This window comes from Mucilaginibacter glaciei, assembly GCF_014773245.1.
GTDB lineage: Bacteria > Bacteroidota > Bacteroidia > Sphingobacteriales > Sphingobacteriaceae > Mucilaginibacter > Mucilaginibacter glaciei.
This window is the reverse complement of sequence record NZ_JACWMX010000004.1, coordinates 190,838-216,055: the sequence shown is the minus strand read 5'-3', so window position 1 is coordinate 216,055 and position 25,218 is coordinate 190,838. Positions and strand designations below refer to the sequence as shown.

Below are 25,218 nucleotides of genomic sequence, written 5' to 3'. Positions count from 1 at the left end.
GTTGCATGGAAGTATAAAAAAGTTTAGAGTTACCTGAACATTGATTATCAGGATTTAAGGATTGCAATGAATAATCACGCTAATCTTCTAATCAAGTGAATTAGGGTTCAGATACTTATCAATCGCCGCTACCGCATTTTCATACCTGTTTGCCCCGGTGCCAGATATCAGCACATAATTCGCATTAAGGGCTTGCAGCTCCCGATGCCATACATCCATAAAGTGTTCGCGCTTATGCGGGAAATCGCGCAGGGGGTCGTCCTGCCAGGGCAGGTCTATATCGAGCAGCAGGTATAGGTCGTATTTATGATTGGGCAGGGCATCCAGTACTTCCTGCGGCGAGCGGCCAAACATCTCGTCGCTCCAGATCTTTACTGTAATAAAGGTAGTATCGCATATGAGCAGTTTATTGGCTTGCGGTGCCATTTCTTTCTCTAAAGCAATCTGCCCGTAAAACATATTGATCTCATCCTGCCAGGTGGGTGGCTCGGTAAGCGCCGCGCAGTAATCGCGCGCAAATTCGGGCACCCAAACGGTATGGTAGTGATCGGCAAGATAAGCCGACATAGTAGACTTCCCGGTAGATTCGGGACCAACCACGGCGATCTTTCGGATTTCGGATTTTGGATTTTCAATTTCGGATTTGGTCATTCGGGGTCTGTTTTAACTCCCCATTAGGGGACTGGGTGGCATCTTTCTTCCAATCTACATAGCCCTTTATGGCAATGGCCACATAAATGGCGTACATAATGGCGGTAAGGTGCAGATCTTTATAAGTATAAACCCCAACGTAAATAATGTCTACAAATACCCATATCAGCCAGTTCTCCAATACCTTCCGGGCTAAAAAAACCTGGGCCACCAGGCTGCAGGCTGTACAAAAACTATCGATATACGGGTAAGAGGCGGTGGTGTATTTGAGTAATGAACCCAATATAACCGTGAAAATAATAATAGCAGGCACGGCAAGCAAGATCTCTTTACGGGTAATATGCGCGACGGGGACTTTCTTTTCGGTCGCCGGTTTTTGACTCCAATAGTACCAACCGTAAAGGTTCACTACAAAAAAGTAAAACTGCAGGCCCACATCTGCAAAGAGTTTCGCCTCAAAAAAAATAAAGATATATATCGTAACGCTAATCACAGCAAATGGCCAGTTCCAGATATTGTTAATAGCCGCCAGGTACACGCAAAGCAGGCCTGTTATAACGCCGATAACCTCCAGCCAGGTTTGATGCTGCCACCAATCCTGCAGCACGTGTATAATTTGCATACGGTAAATATAGGTGTTAGATAACGGATATAAAAAATGTGCGATTGCGGGCGATAGCATGAAAATCCGGGTAAAAAGATTAAAAAACCAAAAGGAAAATACTCATTGTATTGATAATGAGGTGTTCATGAATGTTCACGATGTTCATGGTGTTCACGTGAACATCTTAAGTTTAACTTTTACATCCTACGCGACCAGATCATTCCGGCGATGAAATAAGTAAGGTAAGGTACTGGCGGGTAATTCAATACTTGAAAAGTTTTTGATCACATTTCTGATTTTGTATGAAATATAATACAAGTGGTGTATGTAAAAGCGGATTGTGTAGTCTTTAAATATAATTGCTTTTCTTCGAAAATCTTCACAAACCAAGTTACAGCAATGAGAAACCAAAAAAAGTGAAAGTTATTTTTTCAAAAATATAGTTACTCCCAATTGATATACCACTATCCGCCTAAAAGTGGCGTAGCTTTTGTTTAACTACAAATAACCTTGCATACGAAGAAAATATTTCATCTACCTATGAAAAACACTCTTTGCAAAAAGGCTCAAAAAACGAATTCTCAGTTGCCCAAGTTGAGATGAACATGTTCTTTATTTTGGGTTTAATCAATAGTTTAAATTAATTAGGGGAAAAGGGAGCTTCGCAAAAGGCTCTCTTTTTTTGTGCGCTCAATTTTGCTATGCATGCATAATATTTATATCTTTAATTTTTATTGATAACCATGCAGTTTGAACTAACCGAAGAACATTTAATGATACGCCAGGCGGCGCGTGATTTTGCGCAAATCGAACTAAAACCCGGTGTTATAGAACGTGACGAGCATCAGAAATTCCCGGCCGAACAGGTAAAGATGCTGGGCGAGCTGGGATTTATGGGCATGATGGTATCTCCAGATTATGGTGGCAGCGGTATGGATGCGATCTCTTACTCGCTGGTAATGGAAGAACTGTCAAAGGTTGATGCATCGGCTTCTGTAGTGGTATCGGTAAATAACTCCTTGGTTTGCTACGGATTAGAGAAATACGGCACCGAAGAACAAAAACAAAAATATTTAGTTCCCCTGGCTAAAGGTGAAGTGATCGGCGCATTTTGCCTGAGCGAACCGGAAGCCGGGTCGGATGCTACATCGCAGCATACTACGGCTGTTGATATGGGCGATTATTATCTCCTTAACGGCACCAAAAACTGGATCACCAACGGAAACAGCGCATCTACCTATATCGTAATGGCCCAAACTGACCACAGCAAAAAGCATCGCGGTATTAATGCCCTGATTGTTGAAAAGGGGATGGAAGGCTTTGCTGTTGGCAATAAAGAGAATAAACTGGGCATCCGCGGATCAGACACCCACTCGCTAATGTTTACTGATGTTAAGGTGCCCAAAGCCAACCGCATCGGCGAGGATGGCTTCGGTTTTAAGTTTGCTATGGCCACGCTTGAGGGCGGCCGCATCGGCATTGCATCGCAGGCTTTAGGGATTGCTGCAGGGGCGTACGAGCTATCGGTGCAATATGCTAAAGAGCGTAAGGCCTTTGGTAAAACCCTGGCCGATTTACAAGCGATCCAATTTAAACTGGCTGATATGGCTACTGAAATTGAAGCGGCCCGCTTACTTTGCCACCGTGCGGCCTGGTTAAAGGATCAAGGCTTGCCTTATGCGCAGGCAGCGTCTATGGCTAAACTTTTTGCTTCCGAAACGGCTATGCGTACTACTGTCGAGGCTGTACAGATCCATGGCGGGTATGGCTTTGTGAAAGAGTACCATGTAGAACGTTTAATGCGCGATGCCAAGATCACCCAAATCTATGAAGGTACGTCAGAAATTCAGCGCATTGTAATATCCCGCGAGGTGTTGAAATAGACCAAAGCTAATTCCATTTTTCGTAAAAATGCCCTGTTAAAAATAGTTTAGCGGGGCATTTTCTGTTGACATACTGTTGTCATCTACTGGTGGTAACCTTGTATATCAACAAAACAAAAATGAAAAACATTACCTACCATATCTTTTCGGTTTACCTACAGGTGTTACCCATAATTATACAGCTCACCCGCAGCTAATTCAAACAGGCAGTAAACATAGATCTGATGCCTAATCAGTGCATTGTCATATCCCGCAAAGTGTTGAAATAGTAAACAGGTTTTATTACTTTTGATAAAGTATATAAAATTAGTAGACTATTTTATCCATGATAAAGCAATTGATATTAAGTGCTGCATTGATCACTGCGCTTACCCAAATAACTACGGCCCAAACAAAATTGCAAACAGGCATATGGCGCGGCGCGCTAAAAACCACCGCGGGGCAAGAGATCCCTTTCAATTTTGAAGTTACCGGTGCTGGCAAACAGGAGCTGGCTATTATCAACAGTACCGAGCATTATAAAGTGCCTGCAGTAACCGGCAAAGGCGATTCAGTGTTTATTAAAATGCCTTTGTTTGATTCGGAATTCAGGTTAAAGCAAAGCGGCAATACCCTTACCGGGCAATTTATTAAACACCTGGGCGAAAAGGATGTACCGATGGCATTTACCGCAACCGCTGCAACGCCCTATCGGTTTTTTAAAGATGCTGAGAAACCAAAATACAACGTAAGCGGCCGCTGGTCGGCAGTGATTGGCGAGGGTGACGGCCGCGATACCACAGTTGGCGAATTTAAACAAACCGGTGCAAAAGTTACCGGCACATTTTTAACCACCACCGGCGACTACCGCTTTTTGGAGGGAACTGTATCGGGCGATGATCTTTATTTATCCTGCTTTGACGGCGGGCATGCGTTTTTATTCACGGCTAAGGTAGCCGACGATAATACCCTTACCGATGGTAAATTCTTTTCGGGGGCAACAGGTAAAGACGTTTGGGCTGCAGTAAGGAACGAGAACGCTAAACTGCCCGATGCTTATTCATTAACAGCCCTCAAGCCCGGCTACAAAAAACTCGACTTTAGTTTTAAAGACATTAATGGCAAACCGGTATCACTAACTGACGCGCGTTTTAAAAACAAGGTGGTCATCGTACAGATCTTGGGCTCGTGGTGCCCAAATTGTATGGACGAGACCGCTTATTTGGTTAACTACTATAAAAAATATCATGCTAAAGGTGTAGAGGTTATTGGCCTGGCTTATGAGCGAACTACCGATTTTGCCAAATCACAAAAAACGTTAGCTCAATTAAAAAGCAGGTTTAATGTTCAATACCCTTTGCTGATTACCGGCTTTACCAACAACAAATTGGAGACGGCTAAAAGCCTGCCCGCTTTAACTAAGGTGGTGGGCTTCCCTACTACTATCATCATCGATAAAACCGGCGATGTGCGTAAGATCCATACCGGCTTTAGCGGCCCGGGCACAGGTACACACTACACCGAATTTATCAGTGAGTTTGAGAAATTGACAGATGATCTGCTGGCAGAAAAATAGCCTTATAACAAAGGATTTTATTAGCGCCCCGGTTTAGGGAATATCGGCAGGCTTTCGTGCCCGTTGGCATCAACAGATTGTACGGCAAATAAGTAGTTATCTTTAGAGTAACCAAAGTTGGCTGTGGTAGTGGTTACATAAAACTTCTTTTCCCAGAAAGCGCTTGTAGTTTCGCGCATTAAGATATAATAGCCTGTCGGCGTTTTACCTTTTGGCGCATCCCATTTTAAGCTGGTTTTATTAGTAAGCCCGCTGGTTTGGATCACTACATTCTGCGGTGCAGCGGGCGCGAGCGCGAGGTTGGCCAATACCGAAAGATTCATCCTCCCTACTTTTTGCGTGTAATCGTAATCGGCAAAGTCGGGCAAGTCGCCGTAGTCCACGCCGTTTTCCTTACGGATATCCTGGTGCTGACGGTTAAAATCCTCGTTCATTTCTGTTATGCGGATAGCCGTGAAGCCCTGTTGCGAGAAGGAGGTATGATCGCCGCCACGCAGGTAGCGGTCGCGGCGGTAGATCAGTTTCACATCCAACTGATCAACATACCGTTCTGCAATTTCTTTGGTGTAACGGGCCAGTTCGCGGGCAGGGCTGTCATTTTCGCCGCCTACCGAGTTACGAGTTGCCGCCTGCTTTTCCGTTTCGCCAGCGGGCACGCCTTCACTAAATACACGCACGCTTCGGTTATCTTTCAACCCGGTTTCCATTCCGTAGGTATTGCCAACAATATCATTGTTCAGCATAGCATCAATTTGCCAGCCTTCAGCTTTGGCTCGTTTGGCAACATTAGCTGAGCCATACAACCCCTGTTCCTCGGCCACTACCGCCATAAAAATAATAGTTGCCGGGAAAGATCGCTTAGCCATCACCCTTGCCAGTTCCATAGATACCGCCGTGCCAGAAGCATCATCAACTGCACCGGGGGCAAATGATTTGGCATTCATCACATCGGTAACCCTTGAATCGTAATGGCCGGATACGATGTAGATGCGCTTATCTGCCGTGTCGGTCCCCTTTAAAATAGCCAGCACATTTTTCATAGGGGTAGGGTTATCCATACGGTTGCCCTTGGGCTGTACAAAGGCATCAAACTCCACCTTCATGCGTCCGTTAGATGCTGCAGCATATCGCTCGTATTCGGCCTTGATCCAATTGCGGGCCGCGCCAATGCCTTCTGTTTTGCTCACGGTATCGCTTAACGTATGCCTTGTTTTAAAACTCACCAATTTGCGAACAATAGCCTCTATGTTTTTAGCTGAGACCTCATCAACCATTTGTTTAATACCGGCATCTTGTTTAACAGTAGTTTGGGCAGATGCCGAAAGTGTTAGGAGCGAAAGAGCGAGCAGGCTAAAGTATTTCATACCGCAATTTAAAATTTCTTTCGATGAAAAAAGACCCGTAACTAAAAATAGGCGTATCAAATCTGATCTGTAATTATTCTTCGTCTTCCCCTTCGGCAACTGCTAACAAACCCTCGGGTTGTTTAAAGTTGTTTTTTACGAAGTGGCACCAATCACATTCCTTTTTGCCGCAACCCGTACTAAACTCATGGTTCATTATCTTTTGATAAACCATCATGATCTGACTGGTGACGATCTCCGTATCATCCGGACTGATCACCACTTTCTCTTTATGGTATTCATTATCCTTTTCTTTCACCGGCTCCACAAAATCAAAAACAGTGTTTACCACCTCCCAATCATTGGTGTGGTCATTGTCAATCAAAATCTTATAGAACACCGCCTGGCGCCAGTAATCGCCGCCAAATTCTTGCTCATCATTAGGGCGATTGAATTTATCTTTTGCGTTACGCACCCGGCCCGTTTTATAATCGACCACGGTAACATTTTTGCCTTCGAATTCTATTTTGTCCAGGTTACCCTTTATAGGCACTCCGCGTACTTCGATGTTTTTAATACTTCGCTCTGTCTGCGCCACTTTGTTCCAATTCGGTACGTTTTGCTCATAGTATGGTGGCAAAATCTTATCCCCGTAATCAACCCGAAGTTTAAACTCTTCTTTGGTAAATGAGTCGCGGTTGCGATACATATACCAGCGGAACTCTTTGATGAACTCTTCGGTCGGCATAAACTCATTATCATAGAACGGCAGCTTACGGAAAGCCTTGTTCAATGCCCAGTGTACCGCCTGCCCAAACGTAGCCGACGGGCTTTTACCCGACGGCACCCTGATTAAACATTGGAAATAAAACCGCAGCGGGCAATCGAGGTAATTACTCAGGTGAGTAACCGATAGCGTGTAATTTTGCAGTAACTGATTAATGTAATTACGATCAAGCAGTTCCACCACGGGTTTATCGGCCTCGCTGAATTGTGTGGCGATAAAGCCTACCATATCGTCGCTGCTTACCTTTGGATATTTAACCTGCAAATGCGTGTCGGCCAAAATCTCGCCGATGAATTGCGATGGTTCCTGATCTTTTCCCTTTTTGTCCTTACCCGAATAGGAGATATTTAAGCATTGCTTTGCACGGGTAATGGCTACATAAAACAGGCGGCGGGCCTCTTCCTTTTGGGCGACATCATCTGATGCGGCCCTTGTTAATGTATCCGGATAGCTGAAACCATGGTTGCGGCCTTTGGCATCCCATGTTTTTTTGTCACAGCCGATGAAGAACACGTGCTCAAACTCCAACCCTTTTGAGCCATGTGCTGTAAGGAAATTGATACCATTATCAGAAAAGATCACTTTGTTTAGATCCATCCGGATATTGTTCTTCTTCATCAGATCGATAGTCGCGATCAGTTCTGCGAGCTTTATCTCCGGGTTTTTACGGCTTTCATCTTTCAGGAAGTCGAAAAAGCTGGTGAGCGCCTGCATATACATCCCTTTATCGTGCTGTTGCATGATGTATTTAAGGATTCCCATTTTAGCGATCACATTCTGGAAGAACTGCTGCAATGTTACACTTACAGCATCTTTCAGCAGATCGTCAATATATGTTGCCAGGTATTTCATACCTGTATCATCCTGCTTGCTAAACAAATCGGGCTGGGCAGAAACTTTTAACTCGCTGATATACCTACGAATAGAGGTTTTAGGTTGGTTGTTGGTAGCGGTTGTAAAGTTTTCTTTAGATACCGCTATGCTGGCTTTAGCAATCTCTATCGGTGCAATATCAAACAGATCATAGTGTAAGATCTCGAATAACAATTCATCACCACTATACGGCGAATCCAGCTCCATCGCTAAGTAACGCAGAATGTTGATGATCTTTTCACCAAACGGCATGGTTAGGATATCTATCTTACGCTTGGTGTTCACCGCTATTCCTTGCGCATCCAGGTAATGCAATAGTTCTTCTACCTGGCCGTGGTTACGGTAAATAACGGCTATTTCGCCCGGTTCGCTGCCCTTGTGAATCAGCTCCTGAATTTGCAGGGCAACATCAACCACTTCCTGATCGGGGTTCTCGTACTCTTTTATCACAGGCTCTACCACCAGTTCCGTAAAGCGCGGGTGTGAGGCTTGCAGGTTTTTATCAAGCCTTAACTGGGCAGTTAAGCGTTCATTATTATTGTTGATCAACGCCCTCGAAATATCCAGTATATGCTGGTTCGAGCGGTAATTATGCTTTAACACAACAGTATGCAGGGTGTCTACATAGTCGCCGGCAAAATCAAGAATGTTCTTCATGTTTGCGCCCTGGAATTTAAAGATCGACTGATCGTCATCGCCCACTACAAACACGTTGGGGGTGTCCCAATAGTTAAGCAAAAATTTCAATAATTCGTTTTGCGACCCGCTGGTATCCTGAAACTCATCTACCAAAATATACTGATAGCGTTCCTGGTATTTGCGCAAGATCTCGTCATTATCCCTAAAGGCCTTCAGTACCCAAATGATCATGTCATCGTAATCATAACGGCCGCGGCTTTTCATTTTGGCATCATAGCGTTTGTATTCGCGCACGGCGGCCAGCATTTTGGCCATGGTCTCCTGCGCTTTGTATATGTCTTTCTGCTTGGGGTCACCTATTTTGATGCCGGCTTTTGCGTTGGCGCGCTTGTAAATGAACTCCTCGCGATTGGGCAGATCGTCCAGGTATTCCTTTACAGCAGCTTCTATCTGCTCTTCGCTCCAGTTCTCGCGCTTCATGGTGCTGAACAACGTTTTTAACCGGGGTGCATCGTAGTAAATATCGCCGGTGAAACGCTTTAGCAAATGGTCGTTATCAAATTCATCCACTAACTCGCGGAACAGCATGGCCGATTCAAGGTCGGATAAGGCCTCCAAATTCAACTTTCCAAAATACTCCAGGTTTTCCTGGATGATCTCGTTACAAAATGCGTGGAAGGTGTAGATATTGATGCGATAAGCATCGGGCCCGATAAACTCGAACAGGCGCTTACGCATGGCAACCGCACCGGCATCTGTATACGTTAAACAGAGAATCTCGTTAGGCTGTGCATCCGTATCTGTCAGTATCTTACCAATACGTGCCGCCAGGATCTGCGTTTTACCTGTACCCGGGCCGGCCACAACCAGTACAGGCCCATCCATTTTATTAACGGCGGCCAATTGCTCGGGGTTTAAGCCAGCAAGTGCTTCCTGAAACTTGACGTTATATTTATTGAGGGTTGGTTGCATAATTAAAATAGTAAAGGGCTACGATCACTCAAGATCAAAAAGAGGTTCTTGCCTGTTATCAAAAAAGAATAAAAGTACTATTCGCGATTCTGTCACTTCATAGAAAAGTGAGGTTTGCTTTGAGATTACGGCCTGTCGTACGTTTTGCGTTAATGAAGATTTATATAGATACGGTTGCGCTGATATGAGCGTTAAAACATCCTGCACTCGTTTTACAAAAAGACCGGCCTGTTTGAAGCCCCATCTATTTTCTATCGCCGAAATTGTCTGATCAAATGTTTCTTTTCCTTCATCCGTCCAGTAAATCTCATACATCATAAATATTTAGCGTACTTACTCATGACTTCGTTATGGGGAGTGAGTTTGCCATCGGCTGCTTGCTTTCTGGCGCGTTCAATACCTTGCTTTACATGCTCCGGCAAATCATCCCAAAAGTCTTGCCCATCGTTATCAAAAACTTGTTTCAGCTGAAGCAAAAGGCCTTCGTCCTCAACTGCTAACAAGCGCTTTGCTAATTCCAATTTTTCTGCCAGTAAGTTCATACTCAAATTTAATGTTTAAAATTCATATTAAACAAAAATAGCGATGGGTGTATGCCCATCGCTATCTGATATATTTGTACCCTTGCTTATTTCTGCCTGAACCAAACCTGGATAGGTGCGCCTGAAAATTCAAAATGCTCGCGCAGCTGGTTCTCTATAAAACGATAGTACGGTTCTTTGACGTACTGCGGCAGGTTACAGAAAAATGCGAACATCGGCGATGCGCCTGCTATCTGGGTGATGTATTTGATTTTTACGTATTTACCCTTTAATGATGGCGGCGGATAATTCTCGATGATCGGCAGCATCACTTCGTTTAATTTAGAGGTTGGGATCTTGCGGGCACGGTTGGCGTAAACCTGGTTAGCCACATCAATTACCTTTAAAACGCGCTGCTTTTCGGTAACAGATGTAAAGACAATAGGCACATCCGTAAACGGTGCAATCTTCTGGCGGATCTGTTCTTCAAATACCTTAACGGTTTTGTTGTTCTTCTCTATCAGATCCCATTTGTTCACCACGATAACAATACCTTTCTTATTCTTTTCGGCCAGGTGGAAAAGGTTCACATCCTGAGATTCTAAACCTTCAACCGCGTCTATCATAATAATTACCACATCGGCTTCTTCCAAAGCTTTAATGGTGCGCATCACCGAATAGAACTCGATGTTCTCTTTTACCTTGGTTTTCTTACGCATCCCGGCCGTATCGATCAACATAAAATCGTGACCGTACTGGTTATAGTGGATGTGGATACTGTCGCGTGTAGTACCAGCAATCGGGGTAACGATGTTACGGTCTTGCCCTATCAACGCGTTGATAATAGATGATTTACCCACATTAGGGCGGCCGATGATGGCATATTTAGGGCGCTCGTTCTCTTCGAACGGCACATCCTCAAAATGTTTAACCACCTCATCCAATAATTCGCCTGTACCTGAACCAGTCATTGACGACAGGGTGTAGATTTCGCCTAAGCCCAAGCTGTAAAACTCGGTAGCATCCGCTAACTGCGCGTTATTATCCAGCTTGTTTACTACAACGAACGTTGGTTTTTTGCCTTTGCGCAGGATGTTGGCAATCTCATCGTCCAGGTCGGTAATGCCTGTGGTCACATCAACCATAAATAATATCACGGTAGCTTCTTCAATAGCGATCAAAACCTGCTCGCGAATGGCTACTTCAAAAAGCTCTTCAGAATTGGCAACGTAACCACCGGTATCAATAACGGTGAATTTCTGGTCGGTCCATTCAGAGGTACCGTAATGCCTGTCACGGGTTACACCGCTAAAATCGTCAACAATAGCTTTACGGCTTTCGGTTAAACGGTTATATAATGTTGATTTTCCTACGTTAGGCCTGCCTACTATAGCTACTATGTTGCTCATGTTTATTAGAATCAAGAGTCAAGATACAAGAATAAAGACAGCTCGAGGGCCGTCTTTACAATACTTAACTCAAATATATTATAAAATTAATTCTTGAATCTTGATTCTTACATCTTGATTCTGTTTTGCTATTCGTACCCGAATTTTTTCAGGTAATTTTTTTTGCTGCGCCAGTCGGGTATAACTTTCACAAACATTTCCAGAAAGATCTTCTTCTGGAAAAACTCTTCCATATCGCGGCGGGCATACGTGCCTACTATTTTCAGCATTTCGCCTTTGTTGCCTATCACAATATTCTTTTGCGAGTCGCGCTCTACAATGATCTCGGCGCTGATGCGGTGCAGCTTTTCGCCTTCCACAAAAGCGGTAACAATAACCTCTGTACTGTAAGGGATCTCTTTTTTATACTGTTTAAAGATCTGCGCGCGGATCATTTCAGAAGCAAAGAAACGGTCGTTCCTGTCTGTTAGGGCATCCTTCTCATAATAAGCAGGGTGTTCGGGCAGGCTCTCCAACACAAAATCCATAACGGCCTTTATGTTATGATCATGCAGGGCAGATATCGCAAAAACCACTTTAGGATTCAGCTTTTCTTGCCAATACGCTACCTTCTCTTTAACTTCTTCTTCTGTCGACAAATCGATCTTGTTGATCAATATCGCTAATGGAGCGGTAGAGTTTTGCAGTTTCTTTAAAACGTCCTGCTCGTCATACTCTTCGTTAATATCGGTAACTAATAGGATCAGGTCGGCATCTACGATAGATCCGTCGACCTGGTGCATCATACTTTCGTGTAATGCGTAATGTGGTTTGATGATGCCGGGTGTGTCAGAAAAAACGATCTGGTAATCCTCTTCATTAACAATGCCCAAAATACGATGGCGGGTGGTTTGCGCCTTTGGGGTGATGATCGACATTTTTTCGCCCACCAATGCGTTCATAAGGGTTGATTTACCCGCGTTGGGTTTACCAATTATACTTACAAAACCTGCCCTATGTGCCATAAAAAAATAATTAAAATATTATTTGGACTGCAAAGAAACGAATTATATCTTTGCAGTCCAATAAAAACGGAGCGTAATTTGCTTTTTGACAATTGGAAACAAACATTTCGGAGTTATGCCCGTTATGAATAATACCAAAAAGACAGTGCGGGATGGAGCAGTTGGTAGCTCGTCGGGCTCATAACCCGAAGGTCGTAGGTTCGAGTCCTGCTCCCGCTACCTGAAGAAAAAGCCTCAGATCTTGATGATTTGAGGCTTTTGATTTCTTAATACGGATGTAAACATCTAAAACACGTTCCGGCAAGCGGCACAAACACTAACAGAGGTCATGACTGTTAGGATACTAAAACCAACATCGTGCGGGATGGAGCAGTTGGTAGCTCGTCGGGCTCATAACCCGAAGGTCATAGGTTCGAGTCCTGTTCCCGCTACCCAGTTTGAAAGCCTTAGTAGAAATACTGAGGCTTTTTTGTTGCTATTGATTTACATAAAGCACTTAGGCCACGCAAACCTTTTAAAGATAAAGCGCAACCATCTTTCGCCAGCTATTTGGATTGTGGGCATAGCCGTTCCAGGTATACAATTGATGGTTTACGCCCATCCATCCAAGCAACTCACTTAATTGATCGTTATCGTTCTTAAACGGGTCTGCTTCACCTATCGCGATTAGGATCTCCATCTGGCGGATATTGTCAAGCAACCACCCTGCTTGCATATTAGCCAAATACTGGCGGGGCATGTTCAGATAGATGTCTGTATTATGAAAACCTTCAAATAGATCTCTAAAATTGTTAATTGGCCGGGTAAGGTCAAACCGGCCGCTCATACAAATTAGCTTCTTAAAAAAGTTAGGGTATTTAAGTGCGATGTTAGCTGCGTGATAAGCCCCCAGGCTACAACCTGCTACTTCAAAGTCCTCATCAGGTTTTTTTGTCCTCATTAGCGGCAATACTTCGGCAATAATGTATTGCTCATACTGCAAATGCCTGTTTATCCTGTCGATTGGATGCGCCCATTCGCTGTATAAACTTTCTTCGTCGATGCTGTCTACACAAAACAGCTGCAATTCACCATTATTAATACGGTAGGCCAGTGCTCCAATTATCCCCCAGTTTTCATAATCGTAAAACCGGCCCATCCGCGGCGGGAAAAATAATACCGCCCGACCGGCATGGCCAAAGCGTAGCAGTTCCATATCCCTGCCTAAACGGGTACTGTACCAACGGTGATATTCTCTGTCCATAGGTCAAGCTATTTTTGTTGAATATCACAGTTTTATGTTAACTGTGGGTCAAATGGCAATTAATTTGCGTCCAACTCTTTTTGAACAATGGTTCTCCAAAGCTGATAACCTGCTTTATTAAGGTGAAGGCCGTCTGCAACGTAATAATCAGGATTAGGTGTGCCTTCGGCTTTTAACATAGCGCTAAAAATATCTACCCATCGCCAATCCGGCTGATTTTCTTTTATTTCTGCCGAAATAATTTCGTTGGTGTATCTAAACTTATCTATCAGGCCCCAGCGGGAGATGCTTGGCTTTAATGAAATAAAGTAGCACGGCAGCGAACCGTATCGTTTTTTAACCCGTTGTGTAAGTTGTTGAAAGAAAATAAATAGCTCTTCGGGGTGCCGTCCATCGCTAAGGTCATTATCGCCCGCATAAAATATTAACCTTTCGGGCTCGTAGCCGGCCATAACCCTGTCAAAAAACCAGGTGCAGCCGGCCAGGGTAGAGCCGCCAAACCCGAGGTTAACAGTTTTCAGCTCCTTGAAATCGTCGGCAAGGCTTACCCATTGCCTGATAGATGAACTCCCATAAAATAATGTGTCAGGCTTATAAGTTAGCGCGGCACGTTCTTTTTCTAAACGTTGTATCTCATCTTCGTACCAAAGCATAGCAGTGCAGTTAAGCGCCAAACCTAATTAAATGATTTTAAAAAAAAGATTTTACAGTCATTTCAAACGAAAGAAAGTCGCTTATGACTGGCCTGTTTTTCACAAATCTTGCTATTGCTTGCACATTAAAACATTTACAATTACATCCCGGCAAAAACCAAATAAAAAAGTATTAACATTTTCTTCGTGGACTTAAAAAAAATGAAAAAAATTACTATTTTGGATGAGTCGAAAGTCCTTTGACAAAATCATTGATTGCCTTTCTTTATTAGCTATATAAATTTAAACTGATGGAATTTAACCGTTTCTATTTTAACATTATGCCATTCGTTACAGAGATCATTAACCCCGTTTTTCATTCAGGAAAGCACATATCAACTAATTAAAATTATTCAAATAGGGTAATGCAAACACTAAACTGTAAAGCAGCAGCAGAAACGGCCAACCTTAACTTTGAACGTGAGGTTTACTTTTTTTTACGTAAATGGGTTAACCAGCACGAAGATGAAACCTTGCTTAGGTTCGAGCAGTCGATGGGCGAATACCTTGCAAATAATGCGTTAAGAGATTTTTTCCTCAGCGCCGTTCATCCCTTGCAGCAATTGCTGCAACACAGTGCTATAGCCGGGCATTTAGGAAGAGATGCAGCCGCGGCTTATTTTGACCCGACCAGCGGCGACCCCCTATTTGCTCCGTTTGAGCAACGGATCTATAACCTTGCCCGCCGGATGGATAGTGAACAAATGGATGTTCCGTTCCGCGCGATACAATCTGCCAAGCAAACTGAGGCTGGCGACACTGCCGACATCAGTACCTACCCGCTTGATTCGGAGGAGCTAAGATACAACAGCGGCAACCATTTTACCAGCCGCCCCGCAAACGGAAATGTATTTGATGAAAACAGCAGTCGTTGCAAGACTAAGTCGGCCGGTAATTTACATGTACTCTTTGAACGTGGTTTTCTGGAAGATCGTTTACAAGATATTAAAGCAATAGCGGTGGCAGCACATGATGCTGGTGAGACCGAGCTACAGTTTTTTGTGATCTGTAGCCGGCATTCGATTACCGAGGGGCATTTTGGGGCTTCTCTGGTGATCATGAACCCGGCCAACCCGCACTTTCCGGAGCGCGTATTAGTTTGTGATACCCTGCTTAAGGAATTACCACAACACCCGCGCTGGTGGAACCATTTTATTGCCGAATATTCAAATGTATTTGGTGATGCTGTTGCCGAAATTGTAGAAGACCTGTCGCACCCCTTGCAAAAGGTAAATATTAAAGGTGATGACCCTTTTCGCCATGATTGGGATTGCCCGTATTATGTTACCAGTATGACCAATGCCCTTTCCGACTTGGTAATTGTAGCTCCCGAATTGATAGTGAACGGAAGCTTACAAGAAATCCATAACGCGATGAAAGCTTTGATGCCCGATTATTATCTTCCGAATCAGGAGATCAAAGGCCGGGAGGATATCAAACAGATCAACCGCCTAAAACGCTGGAACAGCGGAGCGGAGGTTATTAAAAGCCTGGTTGCTGATATTACCCGCAATTCGTCTTACGAAGTTTAAGGAAATATTGCTATTGTCTGTTTCGGAGTTGCCAATTTAGGCATAAACCATTATTAGGTGCCACTTTTTTTCTGCTCGGCGTACGGTACGCCAAATAGTTGATTGGGTTTCAGATAAATCTCGTTTTTCTGGAAGTCTAAAACCGTATTAAACCTTTTTAAAATGTCGGTACCTACAATATGGATGTTGATCCCCCTCATCGGTTTGTTTTGCCCCAAAAGCTGAGCGGACACATCATTGAGTTCAAAATTGCCGAGTTTTAATTTTTGCAGATTTGCCGTAATTACGGGGATTTCGTTGCCCCTTACCCCATGCATAATCACCTTTTTAATCACCGCCATCTTTTCGGTCGGGAACCGGGCCTCATGTAACAGATCATTATCCAGCATAACCGTTCTTTGGTAACCCAGGTCGAAAAGAAACCAGCCTTTACTTCTTATTCCGCTTTGTAATATTTCGGTTTCTATAAATGGCCTGTTCTTGATATAACGGATGTTAAATTTTGAGTAGTTACGGTCTTGTAATATTTGTTTTGGCATTTTAGAGTGCACCATCAACTGATTATGGTCATAATCAAGTTCAACTATCATCCCGTCAAACAAGTCCCACCCTAAAAGGCCATCTACTTCATTACCGGCAATCTGGATATCGTAAATTTTTGTTTGATAGGTTTGGTGCCCAACCGTTATGTTGTAATTAGTGTTGTAAAGATCGAAGTGTGACTTAACCTTTTGTTTAAGGGCATCCGCAGTAAATGAAACGTCAGTTGCTCCGGTATCGAAATTTAGCAGGAGCGAATCCGCATTATTAAAGGTAACCCGGATGAAGTTCGTATTGAATTTATTTACAAAAAAGGGGATAGTGTCATGAATTTGTACGGGTAGCTTACTGAAATCCTTTATCGCCGGGCTTTGAATACTGGTATGGCAGGAATCTTTGCCGTTGAGCAATACGATAAAATCTTTTCGCTGGCCAGGCCCCATCCTGAAGCTAAGCGAATCTATATCTGTTTTGAACTTTATAGTTTTAACCCTGGTTAGTTTCCCGGTTGTAAAAACATCTTTCTTTATCCTTGGATTGATATTCCAGTTTGATACCGGGTTATCCTGTTCATAAATTTTAGCTTGGTTAGTGACTGCTTTAATAACAGGCAATTTATTTTGAGAGAAACCTACAACAGGTATCGAAGCTAAAAGCAGGGCCAAAATATGTTTCATGAAAATATTGCAAGTTGATGCGTATCAAAAAACCTTATGCTAAAATAGACTAATGCTGTCTGGCATGGCAAGGTTGACAACACCCCCTTTAAGCTTTTTTTACTGATGCCATCAACTCATCCATTGTGGGCACCTTTTCGTAAGCCTTTAACAGCTTACCATCGTGGTCATAAATAGCGATGAAGGGCGTTGTTTTCACCTGGTAAAATTGTTGTACCTTATAGGTTGGGTACTCGGTACCCATAGTTACGTTAGGATACTTAGCCAAGTTGTAGGTTTTCCTGAAATCCCTTAATAAATTCAGGTAAGGGTATTCTGTACGGGTAAAGGCAATTAAAACCACTTGCATTTTTTTCAGGTCGTTCATTTTGGGTTTCAGCTCGTTCATCAGGTGCTGGCAATGGGAGCAGTCCGGCGAAAAGTAAACGATCATCACCGGCTTATCCTTCTTAAGATCTGCATATGTTTTGTAGGTGCTATCTGCCGTTAAGATTTTATATGTGGGGATAGTGGTGGGTATAGTTTGCGCCCTTGAGCAGCCGGCAACAATAATAAAGCTCAACGCAAATAATATTCTTTTCATTTCTTTAATTGTAAACATTGCTAATAGATAATAAATCAGGCCTCTAACATTTCCATCTGCCATGCTATGTGTTCTTCTGTCACAGGGAATAACGCATTATTGCGTATTGTATGATAAGCAGCATCAAATATATGCATATAGTCGCCTTTTTGTGAAGGTACCGGTTCCGTGCATTTCTTATTGTCGATATCTACCACCGTTAAAACACCTTCGTTGCCGGCAGGCTCTATACCGTAAGCCGCTTCGTTAGGCATCATGCCCTTGTCCAACTGGGCTTCCTGTACGTCGGTGCGATTTTTTATAAAGCTGCCGAGGGTGCCGTTTACTACAAAACCCGGTGTTTCGCCGGCTATTAAAAGGCCCGAGGTTACGTACACATTTAATTGATTGGGATAAATCAGATGATAGTGGAAATAATCGGGCACTTCAGATCCCTCCCGGTATATACCGGTTGTTTTATGAAACGATAAAGGCTTGCCAAATAAGGCTATAGCGTTATCCAGAAGGTGCGGCCCCAGGTCATACACCAAGCCGTTAGCTGGGATACCTTTAGATTCCTTAAACGTTTTCACATTAATGGCTGCTTTGTACCTATCCATGCGGAAGGCAACTTCGATCAGGTCGCCCAGGCGGCCGCTTTCTATTACCTCTTTGGTTGATAAAAAGCCGCTGTCGTAGCGGCGGTTTTGATACATCATCACCTGTTTGCCCAATTCTCGCCCACGGTCAAAGAGTTGTTTTACTTCGGCTGATGTGGCTGCCGCCGGTTTTTCTATCAACACATGCTTGCCTGCCTGCATGGCCTTAATGGCATACTCCAGGTGGGTGTTATTGGGGGTGTTGACGATGATGAGTTCGATCTCGTCATCATTCAACAGTTCATCTACCGAATTATAGCTGATGATATCAGGGTATATCTCTGACGCTTTTTTAATACTGCGCTCTACCACTGCTTTTAAAATAAAGCCCGGGTTGGTGCTGATGAACGGTGCATGGAAGATCCTGCCCGACATGCCGTAGGCCATCAGGCCGGTTACAATTGGTTTTGACATATATATATATTTTCTTTTCCCTCCCGGATGTCTTTCAATTTCTTAATAAACTAGGTCATCATCCGCGCCAATCGGCGACCCATCGGGCATAGCCACAGGCGCCGCCGGCTGAAATTTATCGGGCGAGCCCTCAAACATTTTTATTTGCGCCAAGCCAAACATATAATTGGCCTTAACACTCCCCTTAGCGGTTTTTGACGCTAACGATAGGTAGGTCTTCAACTCATCAACCTGCAATAAGGCAATACTGCGTACGTTTTCGGCAGCGTTAGTATTAGCCGCTAATGTAAGTAATTGCTTTAACGTTAAATTGTTCACCAGGCGTTGTAATTCGCCTTTGTAACCTGTAGCCTGCGGCGCTTTCCAGGTTTGGGCGATAAGCTTATTTAGTACAGGTAAAAAACCCGGCTGACTGTTATCCCTGGCGTTATATTCAATTAATCGCGCAGCCCGTTGCGGCTGCAGCATAAAGGATAAAGTTGTGCCCGCGGCAGATTCGGCAGCTGCCAGCGGATCAAAGGTTAAGCCTGTACGCGATTTAAAGGTTTCTCTGGTGCGCGGGTAGCCTGTAGCGCGTGGAGGGATCATTGCGATCAATTTTTCGGGCATTGCTAAAGCATCGGGTTTTAAAGTGCCCATCAACGCGTCAAAGGCCTTCCACTGCTCGGCAGGGGTAATAAATTTGGTGATCACCTGCCCATCGTTCTTCAACGCGAACGTGTAATATAGGCCCCCTAATACTTTTGATGCCGCTTCTATCTGGTAACGATGGATTAGGTACATCGGCACCAAAACCTCTTCCATGGTCGCCATTGGGGCATCCTGCCGGATAGCTTTTGCAGAAAAGTTTTCCAACACATGTTTGCGTAGAACCATCAGGCGGTTTAACTCATCAGCGGCGTTAGTACCGCTATCCCATAAATGGGCGTAAGGATGGGCACTGCCAGGCGAGCGAGCGTCATCGTCAGATATAAATTGAAAGCCCTGTTTTATCGTTTCCGTCACAATACCCTTTAGCGCAGCATCTTCGTTAGTTCCGGTCGGGAAGTCCTGGTAGCCGTACAAAATAGCGCGTTTGTCGTAATCGCCGATGCTCTGCTTGTACGCTTTGCTCAAGTCGATAGTGCCATCGGCATTCAGGCTAACGGTTGGTGGCGGGTAATCCATTACAGAGGCCCGGTCCTTAACACTCGCTGTAAAATTGTGTTGTAAACCCAGCGTATGCCCCACCTCATGTGCAGACAGCTGCCTTAAACGTTCAATAGCCAGTTTAAGCATCTTATCGCTGGTGGGTTTGCCGTCTTCGTAAGGCTGTACCAAACCTTCGGCAATTAAAAAGTCCTGCCTGTCGCGTAATGACCCTAATGATACCTGGCCCTTAATGATCTCCCCTGTGCGCGGGTCTGTGATAGATGCACCATAACTCCAGCCACGGGTTGAACGATGGATCCATTGGATGATATTGTAGCGGATATCCATCGGGTCGGCACCTTCGGGCAGTAACTTTACCTGGAAAGCGTTTTTGTATCCGGCAGCTTCAAAAGCCTGGTTCCACCAGGCGGCACCTTCTATCAGGGCGCTGCGTACCGGCTCGGGCGCGCCACTGTCTACATAATAAATAATTGGTTTTACCGGCTCGCTCATGGCAGCGGCGGGATCCTTTTTTTCTAACCGGTGGCGTACCAGCAAACGTTTCGTAATGGGCTCGTCAATCGGTGTGGCGTAATCCATATAATCTACGTTGAAATATCCGGCGCGCGGGTCAAACTTGCGGGTTTTGTATTTATCGTCGGGTAGTTTAATAAAGGAATGGTGCATACGCACCGTAACGGCATTAGCATCCGGGGTTACAGAGTTGATCTCGCTACCTTTGCCCTTACCGGCAAGGGTCACTATCGCCTCAAACTCACTATTGTCCGGGAAGCTTTTGGTATTGGGCAAATAAATTGCCGACCGCCCCTCATCGGCGCTGTAGCTGCCCTGGTTATCGCCAGCTAACCTATCGGCAATTTTATGGCTGTCGCGCAGCAGGAATGAGGTGATATCTATCAGTGTTTTGTCGCCATCGGTAGCCACGGCGGTAAAACCATAAATGGCAGATTGTGCGAAAGCCTCTTCTACAGATTTACGTTCGTCGGCATTGTTGCTGATAGCGCGATAATTGTAATTAGGCTCTATCAATAAAACCTTGGGGCCTATCTTTATGAACTTTACAATACGGCTGTTCCCTATCTGCCCGCGGTCTAAACCCAGGTCGTTGGAGCCCACGCCCGATGGCAGGGAGTTAACATACAAGAACTCCTTGTTTAAATCAGTGATCTCCAGGAATACTTTTCCGGTTTTCTCATCCCAGTAAAAGTTAAAATATCCGTTGTATTTAGTAAACCCCTGTGTTTTAGACTGGATATTACCGGCATCCGTTTTCTGGGCTTTTAGTGCGTTACCGCAAAACAGGATCAGCAAAATGGTAAGGAATTGTTTTTTCATAAGGCCACGGCTTTGAGCCTAAAAATATCATTTTAAGCGGCCTTATGCAAATTTGTACCAACAAAAAAGGGATAAGCAAATGCCTATCCCGTTTCAAATAAATTATCTTGAGCTTATTTCATCGCTTTTTGGATAGCTTCGATCTTAGCTAAGTGTTCTTTTACAGTTGGCAATGTTTTAGTTGCAAAAGCCATCAGGTCGGCATCTTTACAGTTTTTTGATGCATCTTCTAACATCGATGCTACTTTTTTGTGCCCGTCAACCATAGCATCAACATAAGCCTTATCAAAATCTTTACCTGTTTTTGCAGACATTTCTGTCAGCATTTTTTGATGATCTTCATCTGGTGCTACCGGCAAAGTGATGTTTTTATTTTTAGCAATTGCCATCAACTCTTCGTTAGCCTTGGTGTGGTCCATTACCATCATGGCGGCAAACTCTTTAACTTGCGGATTGGTTGCTTTTTCTGAAGCTACTTTACCTGCGGCAACTTCGGCCATGCCTGCGTTTGCTGCGTCTGTAGCAAATTTGGCATCGTCGGCTACTACTGCAATCCCGGTAGAACCGTTAGTGGTAGTATCCTTAACTGAATTTACACTGTCTGCTGTTTCTTTACTGTCTTTGGCTGCATTGTTACAAGCCTGGAATGATAATGCCGATAAGGCTATCATTGCTGCTAAACTTAATTTTTTCATTTGTAGGTTATTTTTTAGTTTTTATAGTTAACATAATTTACCCGGTTTGGTTTTGAAGGCCCCACTTTTATACGCGAGTTTAAATCGAACCAATTATTGTTATACCTTAAAGTTTTGTTATTTTTGAACAGACAAAATCAAACACTATGAATTTTCCTGCAGAATTAAAGTACACAAGCGACCACGAGTGGATAAGAGTTGAGGGTAATGAGGCTTACATCGGCATAACCGAATTTGCTCAGGGCGAATTAGGCGATATTGTTTACATAGATATTAATACCGTTGGGCAGGAAGTTACAAAAGAGGCTGTTTTTGGTACGGTTGAAGCCGTTAAAACTGTATCCGACCTGTTTATGCCGGTAGATGGTACTATTTTAGAAGTCAACAAAATGTTAGACAGCCAGCCCGAATTGGTAAACTCCGACCCTTACGGCGATGGCTGGATGGTGAAGATAAGCCTGGCTAACGTTGCCGATACTGAAGGCTTATTGACCGCTGATGCTTATAAAGGTGTAATTGGCGTTTAATGAACCTTAAACTAAAATACTACGGGCCTGCTATTTTGTGGGCCCTCTTTATTTTAATAATTTGCTCTTTACCATTGGGTTCGGTAGATAAGTCGCCGATGTTTTTCCCGGGGTTTGACAAGATTGTGCATTGCGGGTTGTTTGCCGTGCTTGCCATCCTGTATTGTTCGGGCAGTATCCGCAGATGGAAAACGCGTAATATCCGGATAGAGATAGCCATCAAAAACACGATTGTTTTGATAAGCTTTGGCGCACTGATAGAGATGTTGCAAAAATATGTTTTTACCTGGCGCAGCGGTAATTGGGACGATCTTTTCGCCGATGCTATTGGCGCAAGCATCGGTATTTTCGGGGTGTTGATAACCGCTTTAGCAATAAATCATGATGAAAAATAAAGTTACCCTTGCAGGCCTGTTAATGGCCATCCTGCTATCCTCTTGTGGGTTATTTAAAAAAGATTGCAACTGCCCTCATTTTAGTAAAGTAAAATCGTTGTCAAAAAAGTATTCGGCTTAGTATCATTATTTGGATTTAGTATAAATAAGATTACATTTGTGTTCAAAATAAACACAGATGACACTTTCACAGCTTGAAGTAGGAGAAACAGGGGTGGTAAAGGAATTTACCGATCTGGAAATGTCTGTTAAGCTAATGGAAATGGGCTGCCTTCCCGGCGAGCAAGTACGCGTATCGCGTATTGCGCCCCTTGGCGATCCTATTGCTATCCACGTGGCAGGTTATCAATTAAGCTTGCGCAAGTTCGAAGCATCAACCATAATTTTGCAGTAGTACGTTAGCCATTGAAAGCGGATATAAGAGTAGCACTTGTAGGTAATCCCAACACCGGTAAATCCACGCTTTTTAATGCCCTAACTGGCCTAAACCAAAAAATAGGCAATTTTCCGGGGGTTACTGTCGATAAGAAAATTGGCTACACTACACTTCCTGATGGCCGCAAAGCCGAAATCATCGACTTGCCCGGTACATATAGCCTCTACCCCAAAAGCAAAGACGAATCAATTGTATTTTCTGTACTGGCAGAAAAAGAGACCGAGTTAACGCCAGATCTTGTTGTTGTAATTTTAGATGCTACCAACCTTAAGCGGAATCTGTTGCTTTACACCCAGGTTGCCGATTTAAAGATCCCCGTTATTATTGCGCTAAATATGATGGATATGGCCGCCAAAGCCAATATCCAAATAGATATCGACTTGCTGTCCCGGCGATTGGGTGTGCCGGTTGTGCCGGTTTCTGCACGTAAAGTGGAAGGGATTGATGACCTCAAAAAAATTATATCTTTTGCAAATACCCATGCGTTGCAGGTGGAGGGGATTGAGGTGCAGGCTATTGCCCCTGCCATAATTGCCGCTATAAAGGAGGAGTTACATATTGACAATCCCTACTTCGCCCTACAGTTAGCGCACCAGCACGAAACTTTAAATTTTTTAACGCCTGCGCAAAGCGACCGGATAGAAGCACTTGAATTAGAACACGGCTTCCATTCCCAAAAAGCACAGGCCACAGAAACCATAGCGCGGTATAATTACATTAACGATGTTTTGTATGATACGGTTAAAACGCCCGTTACCGCGCATGATGAAAGCCTGAGCAATAAAATAGACAAGGTACTTACCCACCGGGTGTTTGGCTTTATTATTTTTATGGGCGTGCTGCTATTTATGTTCCAATCGATATTTGCATGGTCGGCCTACCCGATGTCGCTTATCGAAGATCTGTTTGTTTGGACAGAAGGCGGCTTAAGGCAGGTACTGCCAACAGGCCCATTGGCCGATTTACTGATCGATGGCGTGGTTGCAGGATTGAGTGGTGTATTGGTTTTTATCCCGCAAATTGCTATTCTCTTCGCTTTTATATCTATCCTGGAAGATACGGGCTACATGTCGCGCGTTACGTTTATGATGGATAGGATCATGCGCAAAGTGGGCCTGAACGGCAAATCGGTAGTGCCGCTGATAGGTGGTTTTGCGTGTGCAGTGCCTTCTATTATGAGCACTCGTACCATCGAGAACTGGAAAGACAGGATGATCACCATTATGGTAACGCCCCTGGTAGCCTGCTCTGCCCGTTTGCCGGTGTATACCCTTTTAATTGCCCTGGTGGTGCCCAGCCGTAATGTTTGGTGGCTATTTAATCTGCAGGGTTTAGCGCTAACGGGGATGTACGTGTTAAGCTTGCTATCGGCCGTGATTGTAGCCTATGTGATGAAATTTGTGCTAAAGGCGCGCGAGCGGGGCTACTTTATTATGGAGCTACCCGTTTACCGCATGCCACGGTGGAATAATGTTTTGTTCTCGATGTATGAGCGTTCAAAGGCATTTGTACTACAGGCCGGTAAGGTAATTATAGCGGTCTCTATCATTTTATGGGTGCTATCGTCATACGGTCCTGGTAACCGTTTCGAAAAAATAGAGCAAAAATATCAGCAGCCACAGTTTACTAAAACGATGAAACCCGATAGCCTAACCCGGGTGATCTCGACTGAAAAACTGGAAAACTCATATGCGGGTATTTTAGGGCATGTGATTGAGCCGGTTATCAAGCCTCTTGGTTTCGACTGGAAGATCGGGATTGCTTTAATAACTTCCTTTGCTGCCCGCGAAGTATTTGTTGGCACCATGGCTACCATTTATAGTGTAGAAGGTGATGCTGACCGGATAGATTCTGTACAGGATAAAATGCGGAACGCCAAAAACGCGCAGGGGAAACCTGTATTTAGCTTTGCTGTTGCTTTTTCCCTAATGATGTTTTACGCGTTTGCCATGCAATGCGCAAGTACCGTGGCTGTTGTTTACCGCGAAACCAAAGACTGGCGTTGGCCCGCTGCGCAATTCGCCTATATGACTGCACTGGCTTATGGGGCCGCGTTCCTGGTTTATCACCTTTTAAAATAGCTGAAAGTTTGAGGGTTTTGTTTCCGACTTTTACAAT

Annotated in this window: 21 protein-coding genes and 2 tRNA genes; 9 read left to right on the top strand and 14 right to left on the bottom strand. The window is 44.1% G+C overall.

Going from position 1 to position 25,218, the window contains the following annotated elements; translation table 11 throughout:
* Positions 1-87: 87 nt before the first annotated feature.
* Both IDJ76_RS10925 and pnuC read right to left on the bottom strand, forming a co-directional pair.
* Entirely contained in the window at positions 88-651 is a 564-nt protein-coding gene (locus IDJ76_RS10925) for an AAA family ATPase (protein ID WP_191163351.1), read from the bottom strand.
* Complete coding sequence (pnuC, locus tag IDJ76_RS10920) at positions 632-1,273, bottom strand: nicotinamide riboside transporter PnuC (protein WP_191163350.1); 642 nt, start codon at positions 1,271-1,273, stop codon at positions 632-634. Before pnuC ends, IDJ76_RS10925 begins: the two co-directional genes overlap by 20 nt.
* Positions 1,274-1,998: 725 nt before the next feature.
* On the opposite strand from pnuC, the gene IDJ76_RS10915 reads away from it, so the two are divergent.
* Together IDJ76_RS10915 and IDJ76_RS10910 are read left to right on the top strand one after the other, a co-directional pair.
* Positions 1,999-3,138 (top strand): acyl-CoA dehydrogenase, encoded by a 1,140-nt coding sequence (locus tag IDJ76_RS10915; protein ID WP_191163349.1) that lies wholly within the window; start codon positions 1,999-2,001, stop codon positions 3,136-3,138.
* A 325-nt stretch (positions 3,139-3,463) separates the two neighbouring features.
* The gene (locus IDJ76_RS10910; protein WP_191163348.1) at positions 3,464-4,693 is read left to right on the top strand and encodes a peroxiredoxin family protein; all 1,230 of its coding nucleotides are present in this window, start codon (positions 3,464-3,466) and stop codon (positions 4,691-4,693) included.
* Between the two features lie 20 nt (positions 4,694-4,713).
* Here the strand turns inward: IDJ76_RS10910 and IDJ76_RS10905 are convergent, their stop codons facing one another.
* The 5 genes from IDJ76_RS10905 to era form a co-directional block, all read right to left on the bottom strand.
* The gene (locus IDJ76_RS10905) at positions 4,714-6,057 is read right to left on the bottom strand and encodes a M20/M25/M40 family metallo-hydrolase (RefSeq protein ID WP_191163347.1); all 1,344 of its coding nucleotides are present in this window, start codon (positions 6,055-6,057) and stop codon (positions 4,714-4,716) included.
* 73 nt (positions 6,058-6,130) lie between these two features.
* A complete protein-coding gene (locus IDJ76_RS10900) occupies positions 6,131-9,307 on the bottom strand; it encodes an ATP-dependent helicase (protein ID WP_191163346.1) in 3,177 nt (1,058 codons plus the stop codon).
* Positions 9,308-9,621: 314 nt separating this feature from the next.
* Positions 9,622-9,849, bottom strand: a complete 228-nt coding sequence (locus IDJ76_RS10895) for a hypothetical protein (RefSeq protein WP_191163345.1) — start codon at positions 9,847-9,849, stop codon at positions 9,622-9,624.
* A gap of 86 nt (positions 9,850-9,935) precedes the next feature.
* Positions 9,936-11,237, bottom strand: coding sequence for a ribosome biogenesis GTPase Der (der, locus tag IDJ76_RS10890; RefSeq protein ID WP_191163344.1), 1,302 nt, complete (start codon positions 11,235-11,237; stop codon positions 9,936-9,938).
* A gap of 128 nt (positions 11,238-11,365) precedes the next feature.
* Entirely contained in the window at positions 11,366-12,241 is an 876-nt protein-coding gene (gene era / locus IDJ76_RS10885) for a GTPase Era (RefSeq protein WP_191163343.1), read from the bottom strand.
* Between the two features lie 146 nt (positions 12,242-12,387).
* On the opposite strand from era, the gene IDJ76_RS10880 reads away from it, so the two are divergent.
* Both IDJ76_RS10880 and IDJ76_RS10875 read left to right on the top strand, forming a co-directional pair.
* Positions 12,388-12,460 (top strand) — tRNA-Met (locus IDJ76_RS10880).
* A gap of 139 nt (positions 12,461-12,599) precedes the next feature.
* Positions 12,600-12,676 (top strand) — tRNA-Met (locus IDJ76_RS10875).
* A 79-nt stretch (positions 12,677-12,755) separates the two neighbouring features.
* Here the strand turns inward: IDJ76_RS10875 and IDJ76_RS10870 are convergent.
* Both IDJ76_RS10870 and IDJ76_RS10865 read right to left on the bottom strand, forming a co-directional pair.
* On the bottom strand, positions 12,756-13,484 hold the full coding sequence (locus IDJ76_RS10870; protein ID WP_191163342.1) for an esterase family protein: 729 nt from the start codon (positions 13,482-13,484) through the stop codon (positions 12,756-12,758).
* Between the two features lie 59 nt (positions 13,485-13,543).
* Positions 13,544-14,137, bottom strand: a complete 594-nt coding sequence (locus IDJ76_RS10865; RefSeq protein WP_191163341.1) for a GDSL-type esterase/lipase family protein — start codon at positions 14,135-14,137, stop codon at positions 13,544-13,546.
* Positions 14,138-14,541: 404 nt separating this feature from the next.
* Between IDJ76_RS10865 and IDJ76_RS10860 the strand changes: the two genes are divergently transcribed.
* Positions 14,542-15,708: a hypothetical protein gene (locus tag IDJ76_RS10860; RefSeq protein WP_191163340.1), complete on the top strand. Its 1,167-nt coding sequence runs from the start codon at positions 14,542-14,544 to the stop codon at positions 15,706-15,708.
* Positions 15,709-15,761: 53 nt separating this feature from the next.
* Here IDJ76_RS10860 and IDJ76_RS10855 read toward each other — a convergent pair whose 3' ends face one another.
* The 5 genes from IDJ76_RS10855 to IDJ76_RS10835 form a co-directional block, all read right to left on the bottom strand.
* Positions 15,762-16,925 (bottom strand): hypothetical protein, encoded by a 1,164-nt coding sequence (locus tag IDJ76_RS10855; RefSeq protein WP_191163339.1) that lies wholly within the window; start codon positions 16,923-16,925, stop codon positions 15,762-15,764.
* Positions 16,926-17,013: 88 nt separating this feature from the next.
* Positions 17,014-17,508, bottom strand: a complete 495-nt coding sequence (locus tag IDJ76_RS10850) for a TlpA family protein disulfide reductase (RefSeq protein WP_191163338.1) — start codon at positions 17,506-17,508, stop codon at positions 17,014-17,016.
* Positions 17,509-17,543: 35 nt separating this feature from the next.
* Complete coding sequence (locus IDJ76_RS10845; RefSeq protein ID WP_191163337.1) at positions 17,544-18,560, bottom strand: Gfo/Idh/MocA family oxidoreductase; 1,017 nt, start codon at positions 18,558-18,560, stop codon at positions 17,544-17,546.
* Between the two features lie 42 nt (positions 18,561-18,602).
* Entirely contained in the window at positions 18,603-21,047 is a 2,445-nt protein-coding gene (locus IDJ76_RS10840) for a zinc-dependent metalloprotease (RefSeq protein ID WP_191163336.1), read from the bottom strand.
* A 113-nt stretch (positions 21,048-21,160) separates the two neighbouring features.
* Entirely contained in the window at positions 21,161-21,742 is a 582-nt protein-coding gene (locus IDJ76_RS10835) for a DUF4142 domain-containing protein (protein ID WP_191163335.1), read from the bottom strand.
* Between the two features lie 146 nt (positions 21,743-21,888).
* Between IDJ76_RS10835 and gcvH the strand changes: the two genes are divergently transcribed.
* From gcvH to feoB, 4 genes are all read left to right on the top strand, one after another.
* Positions 21,889-22,269, top strand: coding sequence for a glycine cleavage system protein GcvH (gene gcvH / locus IDJ76_RS10830; RefSeq protein ID WP_191163334.1), 381 nt, complete (start codon positions 21,889-21,891; stop codon positions 22,267-22,269).
* Positions 22,269-22,664, top strand: a complete 396-nt coding sequence (locus IDJ76_RS10825) for a VanZ family protein (protein WP_191163333.1) — start codon at positions 22,269-22,271, stop codon at positions 22,662-22,664. Before gcvH ends, IDJ76_RS10825 begins: the two co-directional genes overlap by 1 nt.
* A gap of 178 nt (positions 22,665-22,842) precedes the next feature.
* Positions 22,843-23,058: a FeoA family protein gene (locus tag IDJ76_RS10820; RefSeq protein ID WP_191163332.1), complete on the top strand. Its 216-nt coding sequence runs from the start codon at positions 22,843-22,845 to the stop codon at positions 23,056-23,058.
* An 11-nt stretch (positions 23,059-23,069) separates the two neighbouring features.
* The gene (gene feoB, locus IDJ76_RS10815; RefSeq protein ID WP_191163331.1) at positions 23,070-25,181 is read left to right on the top strand and encodes a ferrous iron transport protein B; all 2,112 of its coding nucleotides are present in this window, start codon (positions 23,070-23,072) and stop codon (positions 25,179-25,181) included.
* Positions 25,182-25,218 lie beyond the last annotated feature (37 nt).